Annotated in this window: 15 protein-coding genes and 1 other annotated feature; of the genes, 3 read left to right on the forward strand and 12 right to left on the reverse strand. The window is 57.5% G+C overall.

Annotated elements, in window-relative coordinates:
* Window positions 1-185 precede the first annotated feature (185 nt).
* From AC559G_RS24265 to AC559G_RS24310, 10 genes are all read right to left on the reverse strand, one after another.
* On the reverse strand, window positions 186-1,490 hold the full coding sequence (locus tag AC559G_RS24265; protein WP_438597847.1) for an inosine/guanosine kinase: 1,305 nt from the start codon (window positions 1,488-1,490) through the stop codon (window positions 186-188).
* 73 nt (window positions 1,491-1,563) lie between these two features.
* Window positions 1,564-2,526 (reverse strand): ferrochelatase, encoded by a 963-nt coding sequence (gene hemH, locus AC559G_RS24270; RefSeq protein ID WP_498915220.1) that lies wholly within the window; start codon window positions 2,524-2,526, stop codon window positions 1,564-1,566.
* A gap of 149 nt (window positions 2,527-2,675) precedes the next feature.
* The gene (locus AC559G_RS24275; RefSeq protein WP_498915221.1) at window positions 2,676-3,824 is read right to left on the reverse strand and encodes a glycerate kinase; all 1,149 of its coding nucleotides are present in this window, start codon (window positions 3,822-3,824) and stop codon (window positions 2,676-2,678) included.
* Between the two features lie 166 nt (window positions 3,825-3,990).
* Window positions 3,991-4,635 (reverse strand): adenylate kinase, encoded by a 645-nt coding sequence (gene adk, locus AC559G_RS24280; protein WP_438597850.1) that lies wholly within the window; start codon window positions 4,633-4,635, stop codon window positions 3,991-3,993.
* Window positions 4,636-4,810: 175 nt separating this feature from the next.
* Entirely contained in the window at window positions 4,811-6,679 is a 1,869-nt protein-coding gene (htpG, locus tag AC559G_RS24285) for a molecular chaperone HtpG (RefSeq protein WP_498915320.1), read from the reverse strand.
* 192 nt (window positions 6,680-6,871) lie between these two features.
* Window positions 6,872-7,477 (reverse strand): recombination mediator RecR, encoded by a 606-nt coding sequence (gene recR, locus AC559G_RS24290; protein ID WP_438599872.1) that lies wholly within the window; start codon window positions 7,475-7,477, stop codon window positions 6,872-6,874.
* The gene (locus AC559G_RS24295; RefSeq protein WP_095845570.1) at window positions 7,477-7,806 is read right to left on the reverse strand and encodes a YbaB/EbfC family nucleoid-associated protein; all 330 of its coding nucleotides are present in this window, start codon (window positions 7,804-7,806) and stop codon (window positions 7,477-7,479) included. Before AC559G_RS24295 ends, recR begins: the two co-directional genes overlap by 1 nt.
* A gap of 41 nt (window positions 7,807-7,847) precedes the next feature.
* Complete coding sequence (dnaX, locus tag AC559G_RS24300; protein WP_498915224.1) at window positions 7,848-9,794, reverse strand: DNA polymerase III subunit gamma/tau; 1,947 nt, start codon at window positions 9,792-9,794, stop codon at window positions 7,848-7,850.
* Window positions 8,454-8,518 (reverse strand) — a sequence feature (DnaX frameshifting element). Its footprint overlaps the gene before it by 65 nt.
* Window positions 9,795-9,877: 83 nt before the next feature.
* Window positions 9,878-10,429, reverse strand: a complete 552-nt coding sequence (gene apt / locus AC559G_RS24305) for an adenine phosphoribosyltransferase (protein ID WP_438599874.1) — start codon at window positions 10,427-10,429, stop codon at window positions 9,878-9,880.
* A 153-nt stretch (window positions 10,430-10,582) separates the two neighbouring features.
* On the reverse strand, window positions 10,583-10,963 hold the full coding sequence (locus tag AC559G_RS24310; protein WP_498915226.1) for a DUF454 family protein: 381 nt from the start codon (window positions 10,961-10,963) through the stop codon (window positions 10,583-10,585).
* Between the two features lie 140 nt (window positions 10,964-11,103).
* Here AC559G_RS24310 and priC point away from each other — a divergent pair, with 140 nt between their 5' ends.
* Complete coding sequence (gene priC / locus AC559G_RS24315; protein WP_498915228.1) at window positions 11,104-11,640, forward strand: primosomal replication protein PriC; 537 nt, start codon at window positions 11,104-11,106, stop codon at window positions 11,638-11,640.
* Between the two features lie 63 nt (window positions 11,641-11,703).
* Entirely contained in the window at window positions 11,704-11,877 is a 174-nt protein-coding gene (rsmS, locus tag AC559G_RS24320; protein ID WP_498915229.1) for a DUF2496 domain-containing protein, read from the forward strand.
* A gap of 11 nt (window positions 11,878-11,888) precedes the next feature.
* Here rsmS and mscK read toward each other — a convergent pair whose 3' ends face one another.
* Both mscK and acrR read right to left on the reverse strand, forming a co-directional pair.
* The gene (gene mscK / locus AC559G_RS24325; RefSeq protein WP_498915322.1) at window positions 11,889-15,191 is read right to left on the reverse strand and encodes a mechanosensitive channel MscK; all 3,303 of its coding nucleotides are present in this window, start codon (window positions 15,189-15,191) and stop codon (window positions 11,889-11,891) included.
* Window positions 15,192-15,400: 209 nt separating this feature from the next.
* Window positions 15,401-16,084, reverse strand: a complete 684-nt coding sequence (gene acrR, locus AC559G_RS24330) for a TetR/AcrR family transcriptional regulator (protein ID WP_498915231.1) — start codon at window positions 16,082-16,084, stop codon at window positions 15,401-15,403.
* A gap of 142 nt (window positions 16,085-16,226) precedes the next feature.
* Here acrR and sdeX point away from each other — a divergent pair, with 142 nt between their 5' ends.
* Window positions 16,227-17,408 (forward strand): multidrug efflux RND transporter periplasmic adaptor subunit SdeX, encoded by a 1,182-nt coding sequence (gene sdeX, locus AC559G_RS24335; RefSeq protein WP_498915233.1) that lies wholly within the window; start codon window positions 16,227-16,229, stop codon window positions 17,406-17,408.
* Window positions 17,409-17,419: the final 11 nt, after the last annotated feature.

Genomic DNA, 17,419 nt, shown 5'->3' on the forward strand with positions numbered 1-17,419 from the left:
CAGCCCTCTCCCACAGGGAGAGGGAGCAAACCAGCCGGTTATAAAGCCGTATCTCGGGCACGTTCTCATAAGCCCCCTTTCCCTGTGGAAGAGGGGCGAACCAGCCGAATATCAGGCACATTCTTATAGCCCTCTCCCAGTGGGAGAGGGTTGAGGTGAGGGAAAAAGAGAGAGTAACGCGGGAGTTAACGTTCCCAGTAGGCCTCTTCCAGGCTGTCTTCACGCTCCGGCAGGCCGCGCGTCAGGCGCGGTGAATGCTGATTCAATACCTGATAGCTCACACGGTTGGCATACTTGCACACCTGCGCCAGTGAAGAATACGTCAGGTAACTGCGTGCATGCTTGCTGGAGTTCGGCACGTTGCTGCGGTGATAACCGTTGGCGGCAATATCATGCAACAACGCGGAAAGCGCCCCGTCGCCGGCACCGTTGGTGTTCATGATCTTTTCCGGCCCGCCCATATAAGGCGCAATGTGCGAATAAACACGCAACGGATTTTCACACTGTTCACGCCGCATCGCGCGGCTAAACTCATAGCGGTTGAACTCGGCAATCTTGCCCGGCAGCAGTGGGTGCTGCGTTTGCCGTTTGTTGGCCTCTTCGGTATAGCCTGCCATATACAGGCCGTTCGGCCCGGCGGTGCATAGCACCAAATCCACCCACTCCAGCGCCATATCCGCCGCGCTGAGCGGATCGCTCTGGCCGGTCAACGCCAGCGCTTCTTCTTCGTTCATCGCCAGAATAGACACGTTCTCACGCAGGAAATCGCGCCACCACTGCGGGTTATCGGCAATCACATATTTGGTGCCCAGGGTCAGCACCACCGGCACGTCATGCTTTTTGGCATATGCCACCGCCTGCTGGGTGGCGGCATACATCGGCTCGCCGGGTTTACAACGCATCAGATAGGCGGTCAGTACCAGCGCAGACGCGCCAGCGATTACGTCTTCCGGGATGCTTTCCGGCCGCAGTTGGTTCATCATCCCCGGGCTGATGGCAAAGGAACGCTCGCCGCTTTCGCTGATCAGCGTAAAGCAGCGGCCGATCGCGCCATCCACGCCCTGCAGGTAGTTAAGATCGGTGCGGCTGGAGGTATTGCACAGGTAGCGGTAGGCATAGCTGCCGATTTTCACGTTACTGCACATCACGCCAAGCAGGATCGAGCGATCGTCAGCCAACACGGAATAGTTATGCAGCGTATTGCCGATAGTACCGCCGGCAAACTGGTGGGTGATCAGATTATGGTCGATCAGTTCCTGATACAGCGTTTCAGCAACATCATCGTCAATCACCAGAGAATGGCCCAGGCTCAGGCCGTAGCGCTGGATAAACGCATCATCTACCTTCGCTTCGATATCCACCACGATCTGATCGATACCAACGATATAGGAAGTGCTGATTTCATTTTCCGGCTGGGCCAGTTGTAGCAACGGATCGCGGGCGTTGACCGGGAAATAGTGTTTGGATTTACGTTTACCAGGAAATTTCATTTAATGGGCGGCAGTAGCAATTATCGGGCTGCGAATGGTAGCACATTCCAGCCCGATTAATGAATCCAGCGCGTCAGAAACGCTGGGCCACCAGTTGCTGTAGCAGATCGATATGCTCAGGATCGTCATTAAGCGCCGAAATATATTCAAATTTCTCCCCACCGGCCTCCAGGAAGATCTCACGGTTCTGTTCTTTGATTTCTTCCAGCGTTTCCAGGCAGTCGGCGGCAAAGCCAGGGCAGATCAGCTGAATATGCTTCACGCCCTGCGCCGGCAGTGCTTTGAGCGTTTCGTCCGTATAGGGGGTGAGCCAGGGCTCACGGCCAAAACGTGACTGGAAGGTCATCATTATCCGATCCGCTGGCAGCGATAGGTTATCTAACAGCGCGCGCCGCGTTGCTTCACAGCGCAGCGGATAATCATCCCCCTGGTGCGCATAGCGTTTTGGGATACCGTGGAACGACAGCACCAGGCGATCCGGTTGCCCATGCTCAGCAAACGCGCGCTCAATGCTGTGCTGCAGCGCGGCGATGTAGGCCGGGTGTTCCGCATAATCGCGGATAAAGCTCACCGCGGGCAGGCGGCGGTAACCTTTGAGGATATTGGCCACTCCATCCCACACGGCCGCGGTCGTGGAGCAGGAATATTGCGGGTAGAGCGGCAGCACCACCATATGGGTCACGCCCTGCGACAGCAGCGAATCGATGGCCTTTTGCAGGCTGGGCGAACCATAGCTCATGCCCAGCGCAACCGGCGTGTTCGGCATACGCTCGGCCAAGGCCTGCTGTTGCCGGCGGCTGTAAACCAGCAATGGTGAGCCTTCTTCCATCCACACTGACTGGTACAGCTTCGCCACCCGCGGCGAACGGGTGGGCAGAATGATGCCATTGAGGATCGGCCACCACAGCCAGGGAGAGGTATCAACCACGCGGTTATCACTGAGGAATTGCTTCAAATAGCGCTTTACCGCCTGCGGGGTTGGCGCATCTGGCGTGCCCAGGTTGACCAGCAAAACCCCGTATTTTTCTTGCTTCATCTCAGTTTCCTTCATACCGTTTCAGCTTCCCCCCTTTCTGAATCAGGGTGTTAGCAACCGTGATTGGCTGCCATTGTAACGGAAAAGCGGTTAATCGGAACCGATATCAGCAACAGGCATGGCCCATTAACCCTGCCGGGTTCACGCCATTAGGCTTGCGCCAAGCGCCAGACGGCGGCCACGTTGCGTGCCGTCACCTGCAGATTATGCGCGGCGTCTGCCAGCGCCTGTTCCAGCGTCACGATGCGGTCAATCACGGAAAACGCCGCGTCGATGCCGTGCTGATACACCACCTGGTGATCCTGGGCCAAGCTACCGGCGATGCCGATCACCGGCAGGCCATAGCGTTTGGCGACGCGCGCCACACCGATCGGCGTTTTGCCGCGGATCGACTGGCTGTCCAACCGCCCTTCCCCGGTAATCACCAGATCTGCATCGCGCACGGCGTCTTCCAACCGCAGCGTCTCGATCACAATCTCTATTCCCGGCCGCAGTTGCGCTTGCAACATCCCCAGCAGCGCAGCCCCCATACCGCCGGCCGCTCCGGCTCCCGGCGTATCCATCACCGCCTGACCGGTGGTTCTTTCGAGCAATTCGCCGTAGTGGCGCAGCGCCGCATCCAACTGCTGCACCATCTCCGGCGTCGCCCCTTTTTGCGGGCCGAATACCGCAGAGGCGCCTTTTTCGCCACACAGCGGATTATCCACATCGCAGGCAACGGTAAAGGCGATCTGTGTCAGGCGACTATCCAGTGCGGCCAGATCGATATCCGCCAGTTGCGCCAGCGCCGCGCCGCCCGGCGCCAGGGGCTGGCCTTGTGCATCCAGGAACTTCGCTCCCAGGGCCTGCATCATACCAACGCCGCCGTCATTGGTGGCGCTGCCGCCAATGCCCAGAATGATCGCCTGCACGCCGCGCTCCAGCGCGGCGCGAATCAGTTCACCGGTGCCATAGCTGGTGGTAGCCCGCGGATCGCGCTGGCTGCCGGTGGCTAAATGCAGGCCGGAAGCCGCCGCCATTTCTATCACCGCCGTTTTGCCGTCGCCCAGCAGGCCGTAAAAAGCCTCAACCGGTTTGCCCAGCGGGCCGGTTACGGTGACATTTATTTTCTCGCCGCCGGTGGCGGCCACCATCGCATCCACAGTGCCTTCGCCGCCGTCCGCCATCGGCAGTACGACATACTGCACGCCAGGGTATATCTGCCTGAAACCACGCTCAATCGCCTGCGCCACTTCCAGCGCGCTCAGGCTCTCTTTGAATGAATCCGGAGCAATGACCACTTTTTTCAGCGTTCTCATCCACATTCCTTATATCCGCAATGATTGATGCCAAAGATACCGAGCACCACCGATGTCTAAAGGGTAGCAGTTCCAGCCGCAGGAGGGCTGCATAACGCGCAGCCGGCGGCCAACAGGCAAAAAAAACGCCGGGCAGTTGCCCAGCGTCTTCACGTAAAACCGACAATTAGCCGAGGATTTTCGCCAGTTCGGCGCTAATTTCAGCCACTTTGCGCGTGCCGTCGATTTTATGGTATTCGGTGTTGCCAGCATCGGCTTCTTTACGATAGTAAGATACCAGCGGCGCGGTCATCTGGTGGTATTCAACCAGGCGCTTACGCACGGTTTCTTCCTGATCGTCTTTACGGGTCGTCAGTTCTTCGCCGGTAACGTCATCTTTGCCTTCCACCTTCGGCGGATTGAACTTAACGTGGTATACGCGGCCGGAAGGGGCATGCACGCGGCGGCCAACGATGCGATCGACAATCAGCTCATCCGGCACGTCGAATTCCAGCACGTAATCTACTGCAATACCGGCGTCTTTCATGGCATCGGCCTGCGGAATGGTGCGTGGGAAACCGTCCAACAGGAAACCGTTGCGGCAGTCAGGCTGTGCAATACGCTCTTTAACCAGCGCGATCACCAGCTCATCGGTCACCAGCTTGCCGGCGTCCATGATCTCTTTCGCCTGTTTGCCCAGGTCGGTTCCGGCCTTTACGGCTGCGCGCAACATATCACCGGTGGAGATTTGCGGAATGCTGTATTTCTCCATGATGAATTGAGCCTGAGTACCTTTACCAGCGCCCGGAGCGCCCAGCAGAATGATACGCATTGCGTAAATCCCCTTGCTTGTAGTTTTTTATAAAATTGAGAAAACGCTAAACCATACCATTTACCGGGGGGGCGGCTCAAGGCACATGGGATAAATCACAGGCAGGGAATAAAAAGAGCGGCAGGTGGGTGGGAAAAGCGCCCTTAACCGGCGGTTAAGGGCGCCTGGCTTGCTATCAGGCAGACAGCAGTTTATTCATCCGGCGGATAAACTGGTTAGGATCTTCCAGCGTGCCGCGTTCAGCCAGCAGCGCCTGATCCAGCAGCAGATCGATCCATTCCGCGAACTGGTCGTTATCGCCGACGTCTGCAGCGCGTTTAACCAGTGCGTGATCCGGGTTCAGCTCAAAAATATACTTCACTTCCGGCGCCTGCTGGCCGGCGGCAGCAAACAGCTTCGCCATTTGGGTGCTCATTTCGTCCGCATCGGTGGTGACGATAGCGGGCGTATCGGTCAGGCGGTGGGTCAGGCGCACGTCTTTCACACGGTCGCCCAGCAGGGTTTTCACGCGTTCGATAAACGGCTCCAGCTGTTTTTCAGCTTCTTTCTGCTCTTCGGTTTCGTCCGCCAGTTTTTCCAGCGACTCATCCGCCTTGCTGATGGATTGGAACGGCTTGCCGTCGAACTCGGTCAGGTAGCTCATCATCCACTCATCGATACGATCGGAGAGCAGCAGCACTTCAATGCCCTTCTTGCGCAGCAGCTCCAGGTGCGGGCTGCTTTTCGCGGCGGCATAGCTGTCGGCGGTGATGTAATAGATTTTTTCTTGCCCTTCGGCCATGCGGCTAACGTATTCTTCCAGCGAAACCGTCTGCGCGGAGCTATCGTTTTGGGTGGAAGCAAAGCGCAGCAGCTTGGCGATGGTTTCCTTATTCGCCGTATCTTCCGCCGGCCCTTCTTTCAGCACCTGGCCAAACTGCTGCCAGAATTTCTGATAGGCTTCGGCATCGTCTTTCGCCAGTTTTTCCAGCATTTGCAGAACGCGTTTGGTCAGCGCGCTGCGCAGGCTTTGGGTTACACGGCTGTCTTGCAGAATTTCACGCGAGACGTTCAGCGGCAGATCGTTGGAGTCTATCAGGCCGCGCACGAAACGCAGGTAGTTCGGCATGAACTGTTCCGCATCGTCCATGATGAACACGCGCTGAACGTACAGCTTCAGGCCATGCTTGCTGTCGCGGTTCCACATGTCCCACGGCGCCTGCGCCGGGATATACAGCAGGCTGGTGTACTCCTGCTTGCCTTCCACCCGGTTGTGGCTCCAGCTTAGCGGATCGGTGAAGTCATGGGAGATATGCTTGTAGAACTCTTTGTATTCGTCATCGGTGATATCGGCTTTACTGCGGGTCCACAGCGCCTGGGCCTTGTTGATTTTCTCCCAGGTGGTCGCACTGTCTTCTTCTTCGCCCTTGGTTTCGATCTCAACCGGCAGCGCGATGTGATCGGAGTATTTGCCGATCACCGAACGCAAACGCCAGGCATCCAGGAACTCGCTTTCGTCGGCGCGTAGGTGCAGGGTAATTTCGGTGCCGCGATCTTCTTTGGTAATGTCGGCGATGGTGTAGTCGCCTTCACCGGCGGATTCCCAGAACACGCCCTCATCCGCCGGCGCGCCTGCCGCGCGGGTGCGCACGGTGACTTTATCCGCAACGATAAACGCCGAGTAGAAGCCCACGCCGAACTGGCCAATCAGTTGGCTGTCTTTAGCCTGATCGGAACCGATGGATTCCAGGAAAGCTTTTGTGCCTGATTTAGCGATGGTGCCGAGGTTTTCGATCACTTCGTCGCGGCGCATCCCGATGCCGTTATCGGAAATGGTCAATGAGCTTTTGTCTTTATCAACGGACAAGCGGACACGCAACTCACCGTCACCTTCATACAGCTCCGGCGCAGACAGCGCGCGAAAACGCAGCTTATCGGCGGCGTCGGATGCGTTGGAGATCAGCTCGCGCAGAAAAATCTCTTTGTTGGAGTACAGCGAATGGATCATTAAATGAAGCAGCTGTTTAACTTCAGACTGGAACCCGCGTGTTTCTTGACCTTTCATACTCATCGATTACCTCAAAGACAATTGCAACCAAAATCAAACAATGCACATTAGGTGGGGATAGGGGCGTGATTTTTCAAGCGGCTGGCGGGGAAATTTTTGCTGGGCATGAAGGGTAACAGCGGCAGCTTGGGCGGTGAATCGTGGGTGGGCGCAACCGCAGGCAGCCCCACCACACGCCGCCGAGGGGAATCAGAACTTAATGGCGTGGCGGCCGGCCAATGAATGCGACAGCGTGGTGCCGTCGACCATCTCCAGTTCACCGCCCACCGGCACGCCATGGGCGATTCGGCTGGCCATCACACCGTACTGGCCGCACATTTCGGCAATATAGTTGGCGGTGGCTTCGCCTTCGACCGTTGGGTTGGTGGCCAGTATCACCTCGGTGATGCTTTCCTGCTCCAGGCGCTGTTCCAGACGATCCAGGCCGATATCCCCCGGCCCGATGCCGTCCAGCGGCGAAAGATGCCCCATCAGCACGAAGTAGCGCCCGGCAAATTGCCCGGTCTGCTCAATGGCGTGGATATCCGCTGGGCTTTCTACAACGCAAATCTGGCCGTTTTGCTGGCGGCGCGGATTGGCGCAAATGGTGCATACATCCTGCTCGGTGAAGGTACGGCAATCGGCGCAGTGGCCGATCTCCGACATGGCGCGCGTCAGCGCTTGCGCCAGGCGCATCCCCCCGCTGCGATCGCGCTGCAGCAGGTGGAAAGCCATACGCTGCGCCGACTTCGGGCCAACGCCCGGCAGGCAGCGCAACGCCTCCATTAATGATTCAAGGAGCGGGCTGGTTTGCATCAGAATGGCATCTTAAAGCCAGGCGGCAGTTGCATACCGTTGGAAACCGACGCCATTTTTTCTTTCTGGGTTTCTTCGATACGGCGCGCAGCATCGTTAAACGCGGCGGCGATCAGATCTTCCAGCATATCTTTGTCGTCTTCCAGCAGGCTAGGATCGATTTCCACGCGGCGGCAGTTGTGCGCGCCGTTAATGGTCACTTTCACCAGGCCAGCACCAGATTCGCCAGTCACTTCCAACTTGGCGATTTCTTCCTGCATCTGCTGCATTTTTTCCTGCATTTGCTGGGCTTGCTTCATCAGATTGCCCAGACCGCCTTTACCAAACATAGTCATCTCTCATCGCATGGGCCGCGCGTAGTGCACAGCGGTTAAATGGGGCGAATACTCTCTTCGTCCAGATCCGCGTCGAAAAACCGGCGCAGCGTCTGCACGTTGGTATCCGCAATGATCGCCTGGCGCGCCTGCGCCAGCTTTTCTTCATAAATGGCTTGCCGCCACTCCAGCGGAGTGCGCTGCGCCAGATTATCATCTTCCACTACGTTGAGCTCAACCGGGCTGCCGTGCAGCTCGCTGAGCGCCTCCGCCAGCGTTTTCTGCGCCGAAGGCGAATTCAGATGACGCTGCGACGGCCGCAGGTGGAGACAAATTTTGCCGGGCTCCAACTGTTCTTTAAAGGCGTTCAACGCCAACTGCTGGACCAGTTTTGGGATTTTCAGCTTATCGATTTCCGCCGCCCAGGGATCGCGCTCAAGCGACTCAACCACCAGCTTCGCCGCAAGCTCCGGCGTTTTTTCATGCTCCAGCGCCGTGCGCAAAGCCTTTGGCGTGGCCAGCGGCTCTGGCGCGGCTTCTGGCGCTTTATTCTGGGCGCGCCAGCGGTAGGCTTCCGGCTTGGCCGGTTTTTCCTTGACGATCCGCTCGGCCTGGCGTTGTTGGCTGCGCTCAGTGACAGAAGCGAGCCGTTCCAACGCGGAATTCGCCGGCCGCGCTCTTGATGGCGCCGCCGGTTCAGCCTTTTTTGGCGGGGATGCCCCCTGCTGCCGCAGCAACTGGGTGCGCGCTTTCAGCAATTGCGCGGTGGCATCCGGTAAGCTTGCCGCGGGCGCATCAGCGGGCCCGGCTGGCGCATTGTGCTGCGTTGGCGGCGCGGGCTGCTGCAATGGCTGCCCTTGTGGCTGCGCCATCGGCGGCGGGCTTTGCACCGGCGCGACCGACTCCGGGATCACGGCCTTGGGATGAAACGCCAACGCGCGCAGCAGCGTCATCTCAACGCCCATGCGGCGATCCGGCGCGTACGCCAGCTCTTTGCGCCCCACCAGCAGCGTTTGATAATACAGTTGTACATCGGCCGGCGGCAGCGTGCGCGCCAGTTCCCGCAGCCGCTGTTCGATCGCCGCATAGTGGTTATCCAGCGTCGATGGCAGCAGTTGCACCATGGCGATGCGGTGCAATAACGCCAGCGTATCGACCAGCAGGTTTTCCCAGTCAACACCGCGCGATGCGGCCTGCGCAACCTGGGCCATCATTTTCTCGCCGTCCGCGCTGACCAGCGCTTCGAGGATCGCCAGCGGTTGTTCGTCATCCAGCGTGCCGAGCATTTGGCTGACGGTGGCGGTCGTGACCTGCCCCTGCCCCATGGCAATGGCCTGATCGGCCAGACTGAGCGCATCGCGCATGCTGCCGTCGGCGGCCCGCGCCAACAGTTGCAGCGCCCGGGCATCGCTGGTGATGTGCTCGGCCTGCAACACCGTTTCCAACTGGTTGCGGATCTGATCCACATCCAGCGCCTTTAGGTGAAACTGCAGGCAACGCGACAGAATGGTGACCGGCAGCTTTTGCGGATCGGTGGTCGCCAGCAGGAATTTAACGTGTGCAGGGGGTTCTTCCAGCGTTTTCAACAGTGCGTTGAAGCTGTGGCGCGACAGCATGTGCACTTCATCGATCAAATAGACCTTGAAGCGGCCGCGCGCCGGCGCATACTGCACGTTATCCAGCAGTTCGCGGGTATCTTCTACCTTAGTGCGCGACGCTGCATCGATCTCGATCAGATCGACAAAGCGCCCCTGTTCGATCTCGCGGCAATTATCGCATTGCCCGCACGGGGTGGCGGTAATGCCTGTTTCGCAATTCAGGCCTTTCGCCAACAGGCGTGCAATGGTGGTTTTCCCCACCCCACGGGTGCCCGAAAACAGATAGGCGTGATGAATCCGCCCAAGTTTTAGGCCATTAGCCAACGCTGTCAGGACGTGTTCCTGTCCGACAACATCTGCAAACGTTTGAGGGCGCCACTTACGGGCAAGAACCTGATAGCTCATTAATACCGGAGATGTCGAGTAATCTGGAGGGTCATGCTAACACAGCCCCGCGGCAAACCGCGAGGCCGTTGTGGCCATGTGGATTAATGGCCGGCAAAGTCCACCAGGCTGTAGCTGGTGACGCCGAGGTTTTTCAGGCGCGCTTCGCCGCCCAGATCCGGCAGATTAATGATGAAAGCGGCGTCGTTGACTTCCCCTTTCAGGCGGCGAATCAGTTTGACGGTGGCTTCGATGGTGCCGCCGGTCGCCAGCAGATCGTCCACCACCAGCACTTTATCGCCCGGCACAATCGCATCGCTGTGGATTTCCAGCGTATCCGTGCCGTATTCCAGCTCATAGCTTTCGCTCAGGGTCTTACGCGGCAGCTTACCGGGCTTGCGCACGGGCACAAAACCCACCCCCAGCGCCAGCGCAACCGGGGCGCCGAACAGAAAACCACGCGCTTCGGTACCAACCACTTTGGTAAAACCTGCGTCGCGGTAACGCTCCACCAGCAATTCAATGCTGGCGGCATAAGCCAATGGGTTTTCCAACAGGCTGGTTACGTCACGGAACAGTATGCCCGGCTTTGGGTAATCCGGAATGGTCTTGATACTGTCTTTAATAAACTGAAGCTGCTGCGCAGTAGCGGTCATAATTATTGCCTGATAAAACTGCTTGAAACTGGAACGCAGGCCGCCCGACCACCACAGCATGTTGCCCTGCGGTTGAGAATGGCGGAGTACCCCACGCACGAAAACGCACAAATCTATGCAAACTACCGGATAAATGCAACTGGCAGTGCACAATCAGCGCTGCTTTTGTTGTGGCAGGTCAATAACCGGCAGGCGAAGCATAAAGGTTAACAAAATAACCAGAATGACGAAAAGTATGCCACGCACCCACCAGATCTTCACCCACCATAATGACACCGCAAACGTCAGCACGATCATCAATACCGCTTTCCATTTCGCCCCGGGGGGCAACGCACGGTGCTGCTGCCAGTGGCGCAGGTAGCCGCCAAACCAGGAGCGATAGAGCAGCCAGTGATGAAAACGCGGCGAAGAGCGTGCAAAGCACCAGGCGGCCAGCAGCAGGAACGGCGTGGTCGGCAACAACGGCAACACCACGCCGAGCATGGCCAGCACCACGGCCAACCACCCCAAAATTATCAGCAACCAACGCGCCATGCCCGCCCCCGCAACGATTATTGCCGCCTACTGTACCATCGGCAAACAGCGCCATGCCAGCAACGACGCACAGCGCGCTTGTTTCTGCGGTGGTTCACAGGCAAGCTGAGCAACGATATGGTTAATGTAAAGGAACACGTGTGAGCACGCATCGCCTCTTGCAGGTGTTAGAACAACAAATCGCAGCCCTGGCGGCGGGGATCTCGCCGCAAGGCAATGCTCCCCTTCAGCAGGCGCGCTTTGACGCTGCCTTGTTTAACAGCCGGGGAACGCGTCTGCGCGATTATCTGGCGGAAATAGAGAAAAATTTCGCCCAGTTGCAGGCGGCGGTCGCGGATAACCGCACGGCGCAGGTGGCTTTCCTGGCCGAAAAACTGGTTGCGCAAATCGCGGCGTTGCAGCGGGAACAGGCCACCCTGGCGCTGCGGCAGAAAAACCAGCCCCAGCGCGCGCCAGCACCGGATCTGTACCACAAGCTGGCGGAGCATCAGGATTATGAACGCCGCCTGCTTTCCATGATACAGGATCGCGAAAGCCTGCTTGGGCGGCAAACCACGCTGGCCGGTCAGCAAAAGCTGCAGCAGGAATTGGCCGCGCTGGAAGGCCGGTTGATGCGCTGCCGCCAGGCGCTAACGCGCATTGAACGCAATATCGAACGCAAAGAAAACGGTTTCTGACAGAGCATGCCACCGTGAAACGTTATACTCAACGCACAGGCTCCCCAATATAAAGGTGGTTTTATGTCACTGGAAAAGGCACCGGCAGAATTACAGTTAGCGGTGGATTTGATCTATCTACTGGAATGCAACGAGATCGATCCCGCCACGGCGCTGGCCGCCCTGGAGATCGTCAAGCGGGATTGCCAGGCGAAGCTGCAGCGTAACGAAACGCCCCCAGTTCAGCCCGGCCAATAACCGCCCCGCCGTTACGCCGTTGCCGGCTGGTCGTCAGGCCCGCCTTTCAGCACGCGTTTCACTTCCTGCACTTCTTTGCCCTGCGGATTATGCAAATAAACTTCAAGCTGATTGAACGCGATGTCGATGTCGTTTTCCCGGCACAGGCGATCGATTGCCCGGTTCAACTCATCCACTGTGTAGCTGCGATCGCGCAGTTCGCGCACGTACAGGCGGAGTTCATGATCCAGCGTGCTGGCGCCAAAGTTGAGGAAAAACACCTGCGGCTCAGGATCGGCCATCACCCGTGGATTATCATGCGCCGCCTGTAGCAAGACGCTCTTCACTTTCTCCAGATCGGAGCCATAGGCCACGCCAACGCTGATAATAACGCGGGTAATGGTATCGGACAGCGACCAGTTGATCAGCCGCTCGGTCACGAACGCTTTGTTCGGGATAATCACTTCTTTACGATCGAAATCCGTAATGGTGGTGGCGCGGATGCGGATACGGCTGACCGTGCCGGAAAACGAGCCGATGGTGATGGTATCGCCGATGCGCACCGGCCGCTCAAACAGGATAATCAGGCCGGAAACAAAGTTGGCGAAGATTTCCTGCAGGCCAAACCCCAGCCCCACCGACAGCGCGGCGACCAACCACTGCAATTTGTCCCACGAAACCCCAAGTGACCCCAATGCCGCGACGGCGCCCACGGCGGTAATCAGATAGGTAAGCACGGTTGTGATAGCGTATGAGGCGCCCTGGCGCAGTTGCAGGCGCGAAAGCACCAACACCTCAAGCAAGCCCGGCAGGTTACGCGTCATCACGTACGCGACGATGATCGCCAAGATTGCCACCAGCAGATTGCCCAGCGTTACCGTCTGCGGCATGTTGCTGCCGGCGATAACGCTGCTGTAGTGCCACAGGCTGATGCTATCGAGGTAGGCGATCACCGTAACCAGATCAGACCAAATCGCATAAAGCGCCGTGGCGAACACCATAAACAGCACCATGGTGGTCAGGCGCAGCGATTGCTGGTTGATTTGATCGAGCGCCAGCGGCGGCTCCTCGACCGGTTCGCTGCCCTCCGCCCCTTCTTTCACCAGGTTTTGACGCCGGGCGATAGCACGGCGATAGGCCAGGCGGCGGGCAGCGACGCTTAGCCCGCGCAGCGCGCTCAAATAGACGACGTTCCACAGGAAAAACAGATAAAGGCTGTCAATCCAACGGTCGGCCAGCCGCAAGGTGGTGTAAAAATAGCCGGCAAACATCAGGCCGAGCAACATCAACGGCGTTGCGGCAATCGCCGTCACCAACACCAGGCGTACCGCGTGCGATCCCTTTTCACGCCAGCTATCGCGGCACATCGGGAATACCAACACCGCCACTAACGCCAGCGTCAGAATGATCACCACTTGGCCGATCACATCTTCCACCAGTCGCAGCGGTGCTTTTTCCCCCAGTACCGTCCAGAGAATCAACGGCTGCAGCGCCAACCCCAGCCGCAGCACCTGGCGGCGGTAGTGTGCACACAGCGCGCCGGCGATATTGAAATGCCGCTCGGCGATCCCGCCCGGCGAAAGCATGCGGAAGGAGAAGCTGAACACCAGCCAGAACAGCGATTCATGCTGCGATAGCGCCCACAGGAAATCGCTGATGCTCATTTCCGCCCGGTAACACCAGTAACCCGCCCCCAGCAGCAGGCCGCACCCCGGCACCACCTTCAGCAACGTCAGCACGATGGCCTTCGGTGTATGCAGTTGACCATCGCGTTTCAATTGCCCCACGTCATTAGCCAACTGTTGCAGATGCGCGTCGATCTGCCGGTAGCGCCAGCGCAACAGCCCGATCAATATCAGCAGCGGCACCAGAAAAACCAACGCGTTCAAGCCCCCTGCCAGCATTTTTCTGCCGTCAAACGTGATATGCAAAGACGCAAGCTGATCGTTGATCGCGCCGGGCAGCGCCTTCAGCCAGGCCAGATCGATCGGCCGGTTGCTGTTCACCCAGAAAATTTGCTGCGTCAGCGTTTCCTGCAGCGAATCATAAATGCCGCTCAGCTGTTGCTGATTCACCTGCAGATTGATCGCCAGCGCCAGTTGGTTGCTGAGCTGTTTGTTCAACTGATCCAACAGCTCACGGCGCATTTCAACGATTTCATCAAGCGCATCGACCACATCACCGTTGGCGCTTTCCTTGTTATCAACCAGCAGCTTATTGACGAAGTCGTCCCCTTTGAACAGATCGTCGCGCTGCTGATTCAGCTCAAACTGCTCCAGGCGCAGATCGGCGATGCGGTTGGTCATATCGGTCACCAGGCTGGCCGGCGGCAGGTTTTGTTGCTGCTGATAAAGAATGCGCGACAGCACCAGGCTGCCCTTGAGCATCTGTATCTGTTCTTTCAGGTTGCGTTCCGACTGCAAGCCGCGATCAAGCCAGTTCCTGACCTGAATATTTTGCTGGAACAGGGTATTGCTCTCTTGGGTTGCGGCGATCAGGCGCTGGCTGAGTTGGCGGTTGACGTCCAGCTCACGGCTCACCAGTTGATCATGTTGAATGTCGGTGGCGTCCGCCGGGTTCTGCGCTTCTTTGGCGGTTTTCTCCGACAGCGTGAGGCGCTTGCTGTTGACCACGCTCTGCAGCACCTGCACGGTGCGATCGAGCCGGTCGATCTGCCCATTGGTGTAATCCCGCTGCTTCTGTAGCAGATCCTGCAGTGTGGTGTTCGCTTCCAGGCTTTTGCGCTGCAGCTCCAACTGCGCGCTCAATAGCGCCTGCTCCGTGTTGTACATCACCTCCTGGGTGGTGCGCAGCGTGGCTTGGCCGGGCGTCTGGCCGTTGAGCAGGTTACGGATCGTCTGCAGGCGCTGCGATAGAGAATACATGCTGCTCTGCACCCGTTCCGGCTGGGTTTGCAGCGAGATAAGCTGGCTGTTGTAGGCCGACAGGTTTTCCTGGGCGTTCTGCAGATCGTCAAGCATCTGGTAGAGCCGGCTTTCCAACTGGCGCAGTGAAAGCGGCTGCAGCTCCGCGCGCATCGCCGCCGCATTCTGCTGCGTTTTCACGTCTTCCAGATCCTGCATCACCTGGCGCAGCTTGGCCGGCGCCTGTTGAACCTGCTGTTTCAACTGGGCCGAATCCTGCTTCACCCGTTCGATCGCATCCAGCAAGACCAGCGTACGGTTGAGATCCTGCTGTTCAAGCCGGTTTATCTGCGTCAGGTTTTTTTGCTTATTCAGCGCATCCAACTGGGCCTGCACTTCGCCGCGCGCCGGCAGATCGTAGCTGAGCGCCGCCCACGCGGGAGCGAACCACAAGGCAAGAAAAAGCGGCATGATAAACAGAAGAACGGTACGCAAAGCCCTCTTCATGGAGGGGCGCCGCACCGAAGAAGAGAAACGGCTGACTGACCTGCAACGCATGATTTCATATCTGTCCAACAGAGGAAGCTAAAGGGTAGCACGCGTGCTGGCGGAAGCAAAAAGGGGAAAACGTTGCAGAGAATGTCAGGGCCGGTTGGCCCCGGCGTGAAACCGCCTGCCGGCTAAGAGCGGGGACAATCGAGGTGTGGGTGCGCGGGCCCCTGCTCGCCAACTTTAAGCCGCAGCGTTGGGCAAAACTGCACCATTTCAATAAAGGTATCCACCAGCATTTCCGCCTCGGCCTTTAAATCAAAGCTCTCCGACATAAATAGCCAGTTTTCCATCAGGCCGGTAATATAAGCCCGCAAAATAATTGCAGCGCGCCGGGTATCAAGATCATTCGGCAGTTGCCCATGCAGTATAATATTGCGCAACCGCGTTTCGATACGCTCATAGCCGGCGAGATGAAGCACCTTGCGCGCTTCATAAAGCGGCACCATTTCGCCGACGAACTCGCACTTATGGAATACAATTTCCAGCAAGGCCCGGCGGCGCTGGTCATCCACCGCCGATGAAAGAACTTGTATCAGCACTTCGCGTAAAATACGCAGTGGATTATCAGGGTACTTTGCCCGATACTCTAGTTCTAAGTCGTCTATTATCGACTCTGATATTTCCCAGACCTCATTAAACAGGTCTACTTTATTTTTGAAGTGCCAATAAATGGCGCCCCGAGTCACCCCAGCCGCGGTGGCAATATCGGCAAGCGACGTGGAGGAAACACCACGTTCAGAGAATTCTTTCACCGCAGCATCTAAAATATGCTGTCGGGTTTCCAGAGCCTGCTGTTTGGTTTTTCGTGCCATAGCGTTGCTTTTTCGGGGAAGCGTGATTTACATACATTTGCGAATGTATGTACCATAGCACGCACATATAATTAACGCAGCAATGGGTTTAAAAGCTTGTGATCCATTGATCATTTTGAAATCGGACACTTGAGGTTTTTATATGAACAGAAACAGAGGGTTAACGCCTCTGGCGGCAGTTCTGATGCTTTCAGGCAGCTTAGTGCTAACAGGATGTAACGATCAAGGAACCCAACAGCAAAGCGCCGCAGCTCAAGCGCCCGAAGTGGGGGTGGTTACCTTGAAAAGCCAACCACTTAATATTACTACCGATCTTCCCGGCCGTACCGCTGCGTATCGCGTCGCTGAAGTTCGCCCACAGGTCAGCGGTATTATTCTCAAGCGTAACTTCGTTGAAGGCAGTGATATAAAAGCCGGTGAATCACTGTATCAAATCGATCCCGCGACCTATCAGGCAACCTATGACAGCGCCAAAGGCGATTTAGCCAAAGCCGAGGCCGCTGCCGCCTTCGCCCGCCAAACGCTTAACCGTTATAAACCCTTGCTGGGCACCAATTACATCAGTAAACAAGACTACGATGATGCAACCTCCACCCTGCAACAGGCCAATGCGGCAGTCATCGCCGCCAAAGCCGCAGTGGAAACAGCACGTATCAACCTGGCTTATACCAAAGTCACCTCACCGATTTCAGGCCGCATCGGTAAATCCGCGGTTACCGAGGGTGCACTGGTGACCAGCGCGCAAACCACCGCATTGGCAACCGTGCAACAATTAGATCCAATGTATGTCGACGTTACGCAGTCCAGTAACGATTTTCTGCGGCTGAAGCAGGAACTGGCCAACGGTTCGCTTAAGCAGGAAAACGGCAAGGCGCGGGTGAAACTGCTGCTTGAAAACGGCCAGGAATACGATCAGGAAGGTTCACTGGAATTCTCTGACGTGACCGTCGATGAAACCACCGGTTCCATCACTATTCGCGCGGTGTTCCCGAACCCGAACGATACTTTGTTGCCAGGCATGTTTGTTCGCGCCCGCTTGGATGAAGGCGTGCGCGACAACGCGCTGCTGGTGCCGCAGCAAGGCATAACGCGCAACCCGCGCGGCCAGGCGACCGCGTTAGTGGTTGGCGCTGACAACAAAGTTGAGTTGCGTACCCTGCAGGCCGATCAGGCCATTGGCGATAAATGGCTGGTTACGGACGGCCTGAAATCCGGCGATCGCGTGATCGTCACGGGGCTGATGAAAATCAAGCCGGGTATCCCGGTTAACGCACAAGAAGTCGACACTCAGGCGCAGCCGCAGACCGAAGCGCAGAAGTCATAAAAAGGAGCCGG

The organism is Gibbsiella greigii (assembly GCF_039540155.1).
Classification (GTDB): Bacteria; Pseudomonadota; Gammaproteobacteria; order Enterobacterales; family Enterobacteriaceae; genus Gibbsiella; species Gibbsiella quercinecans.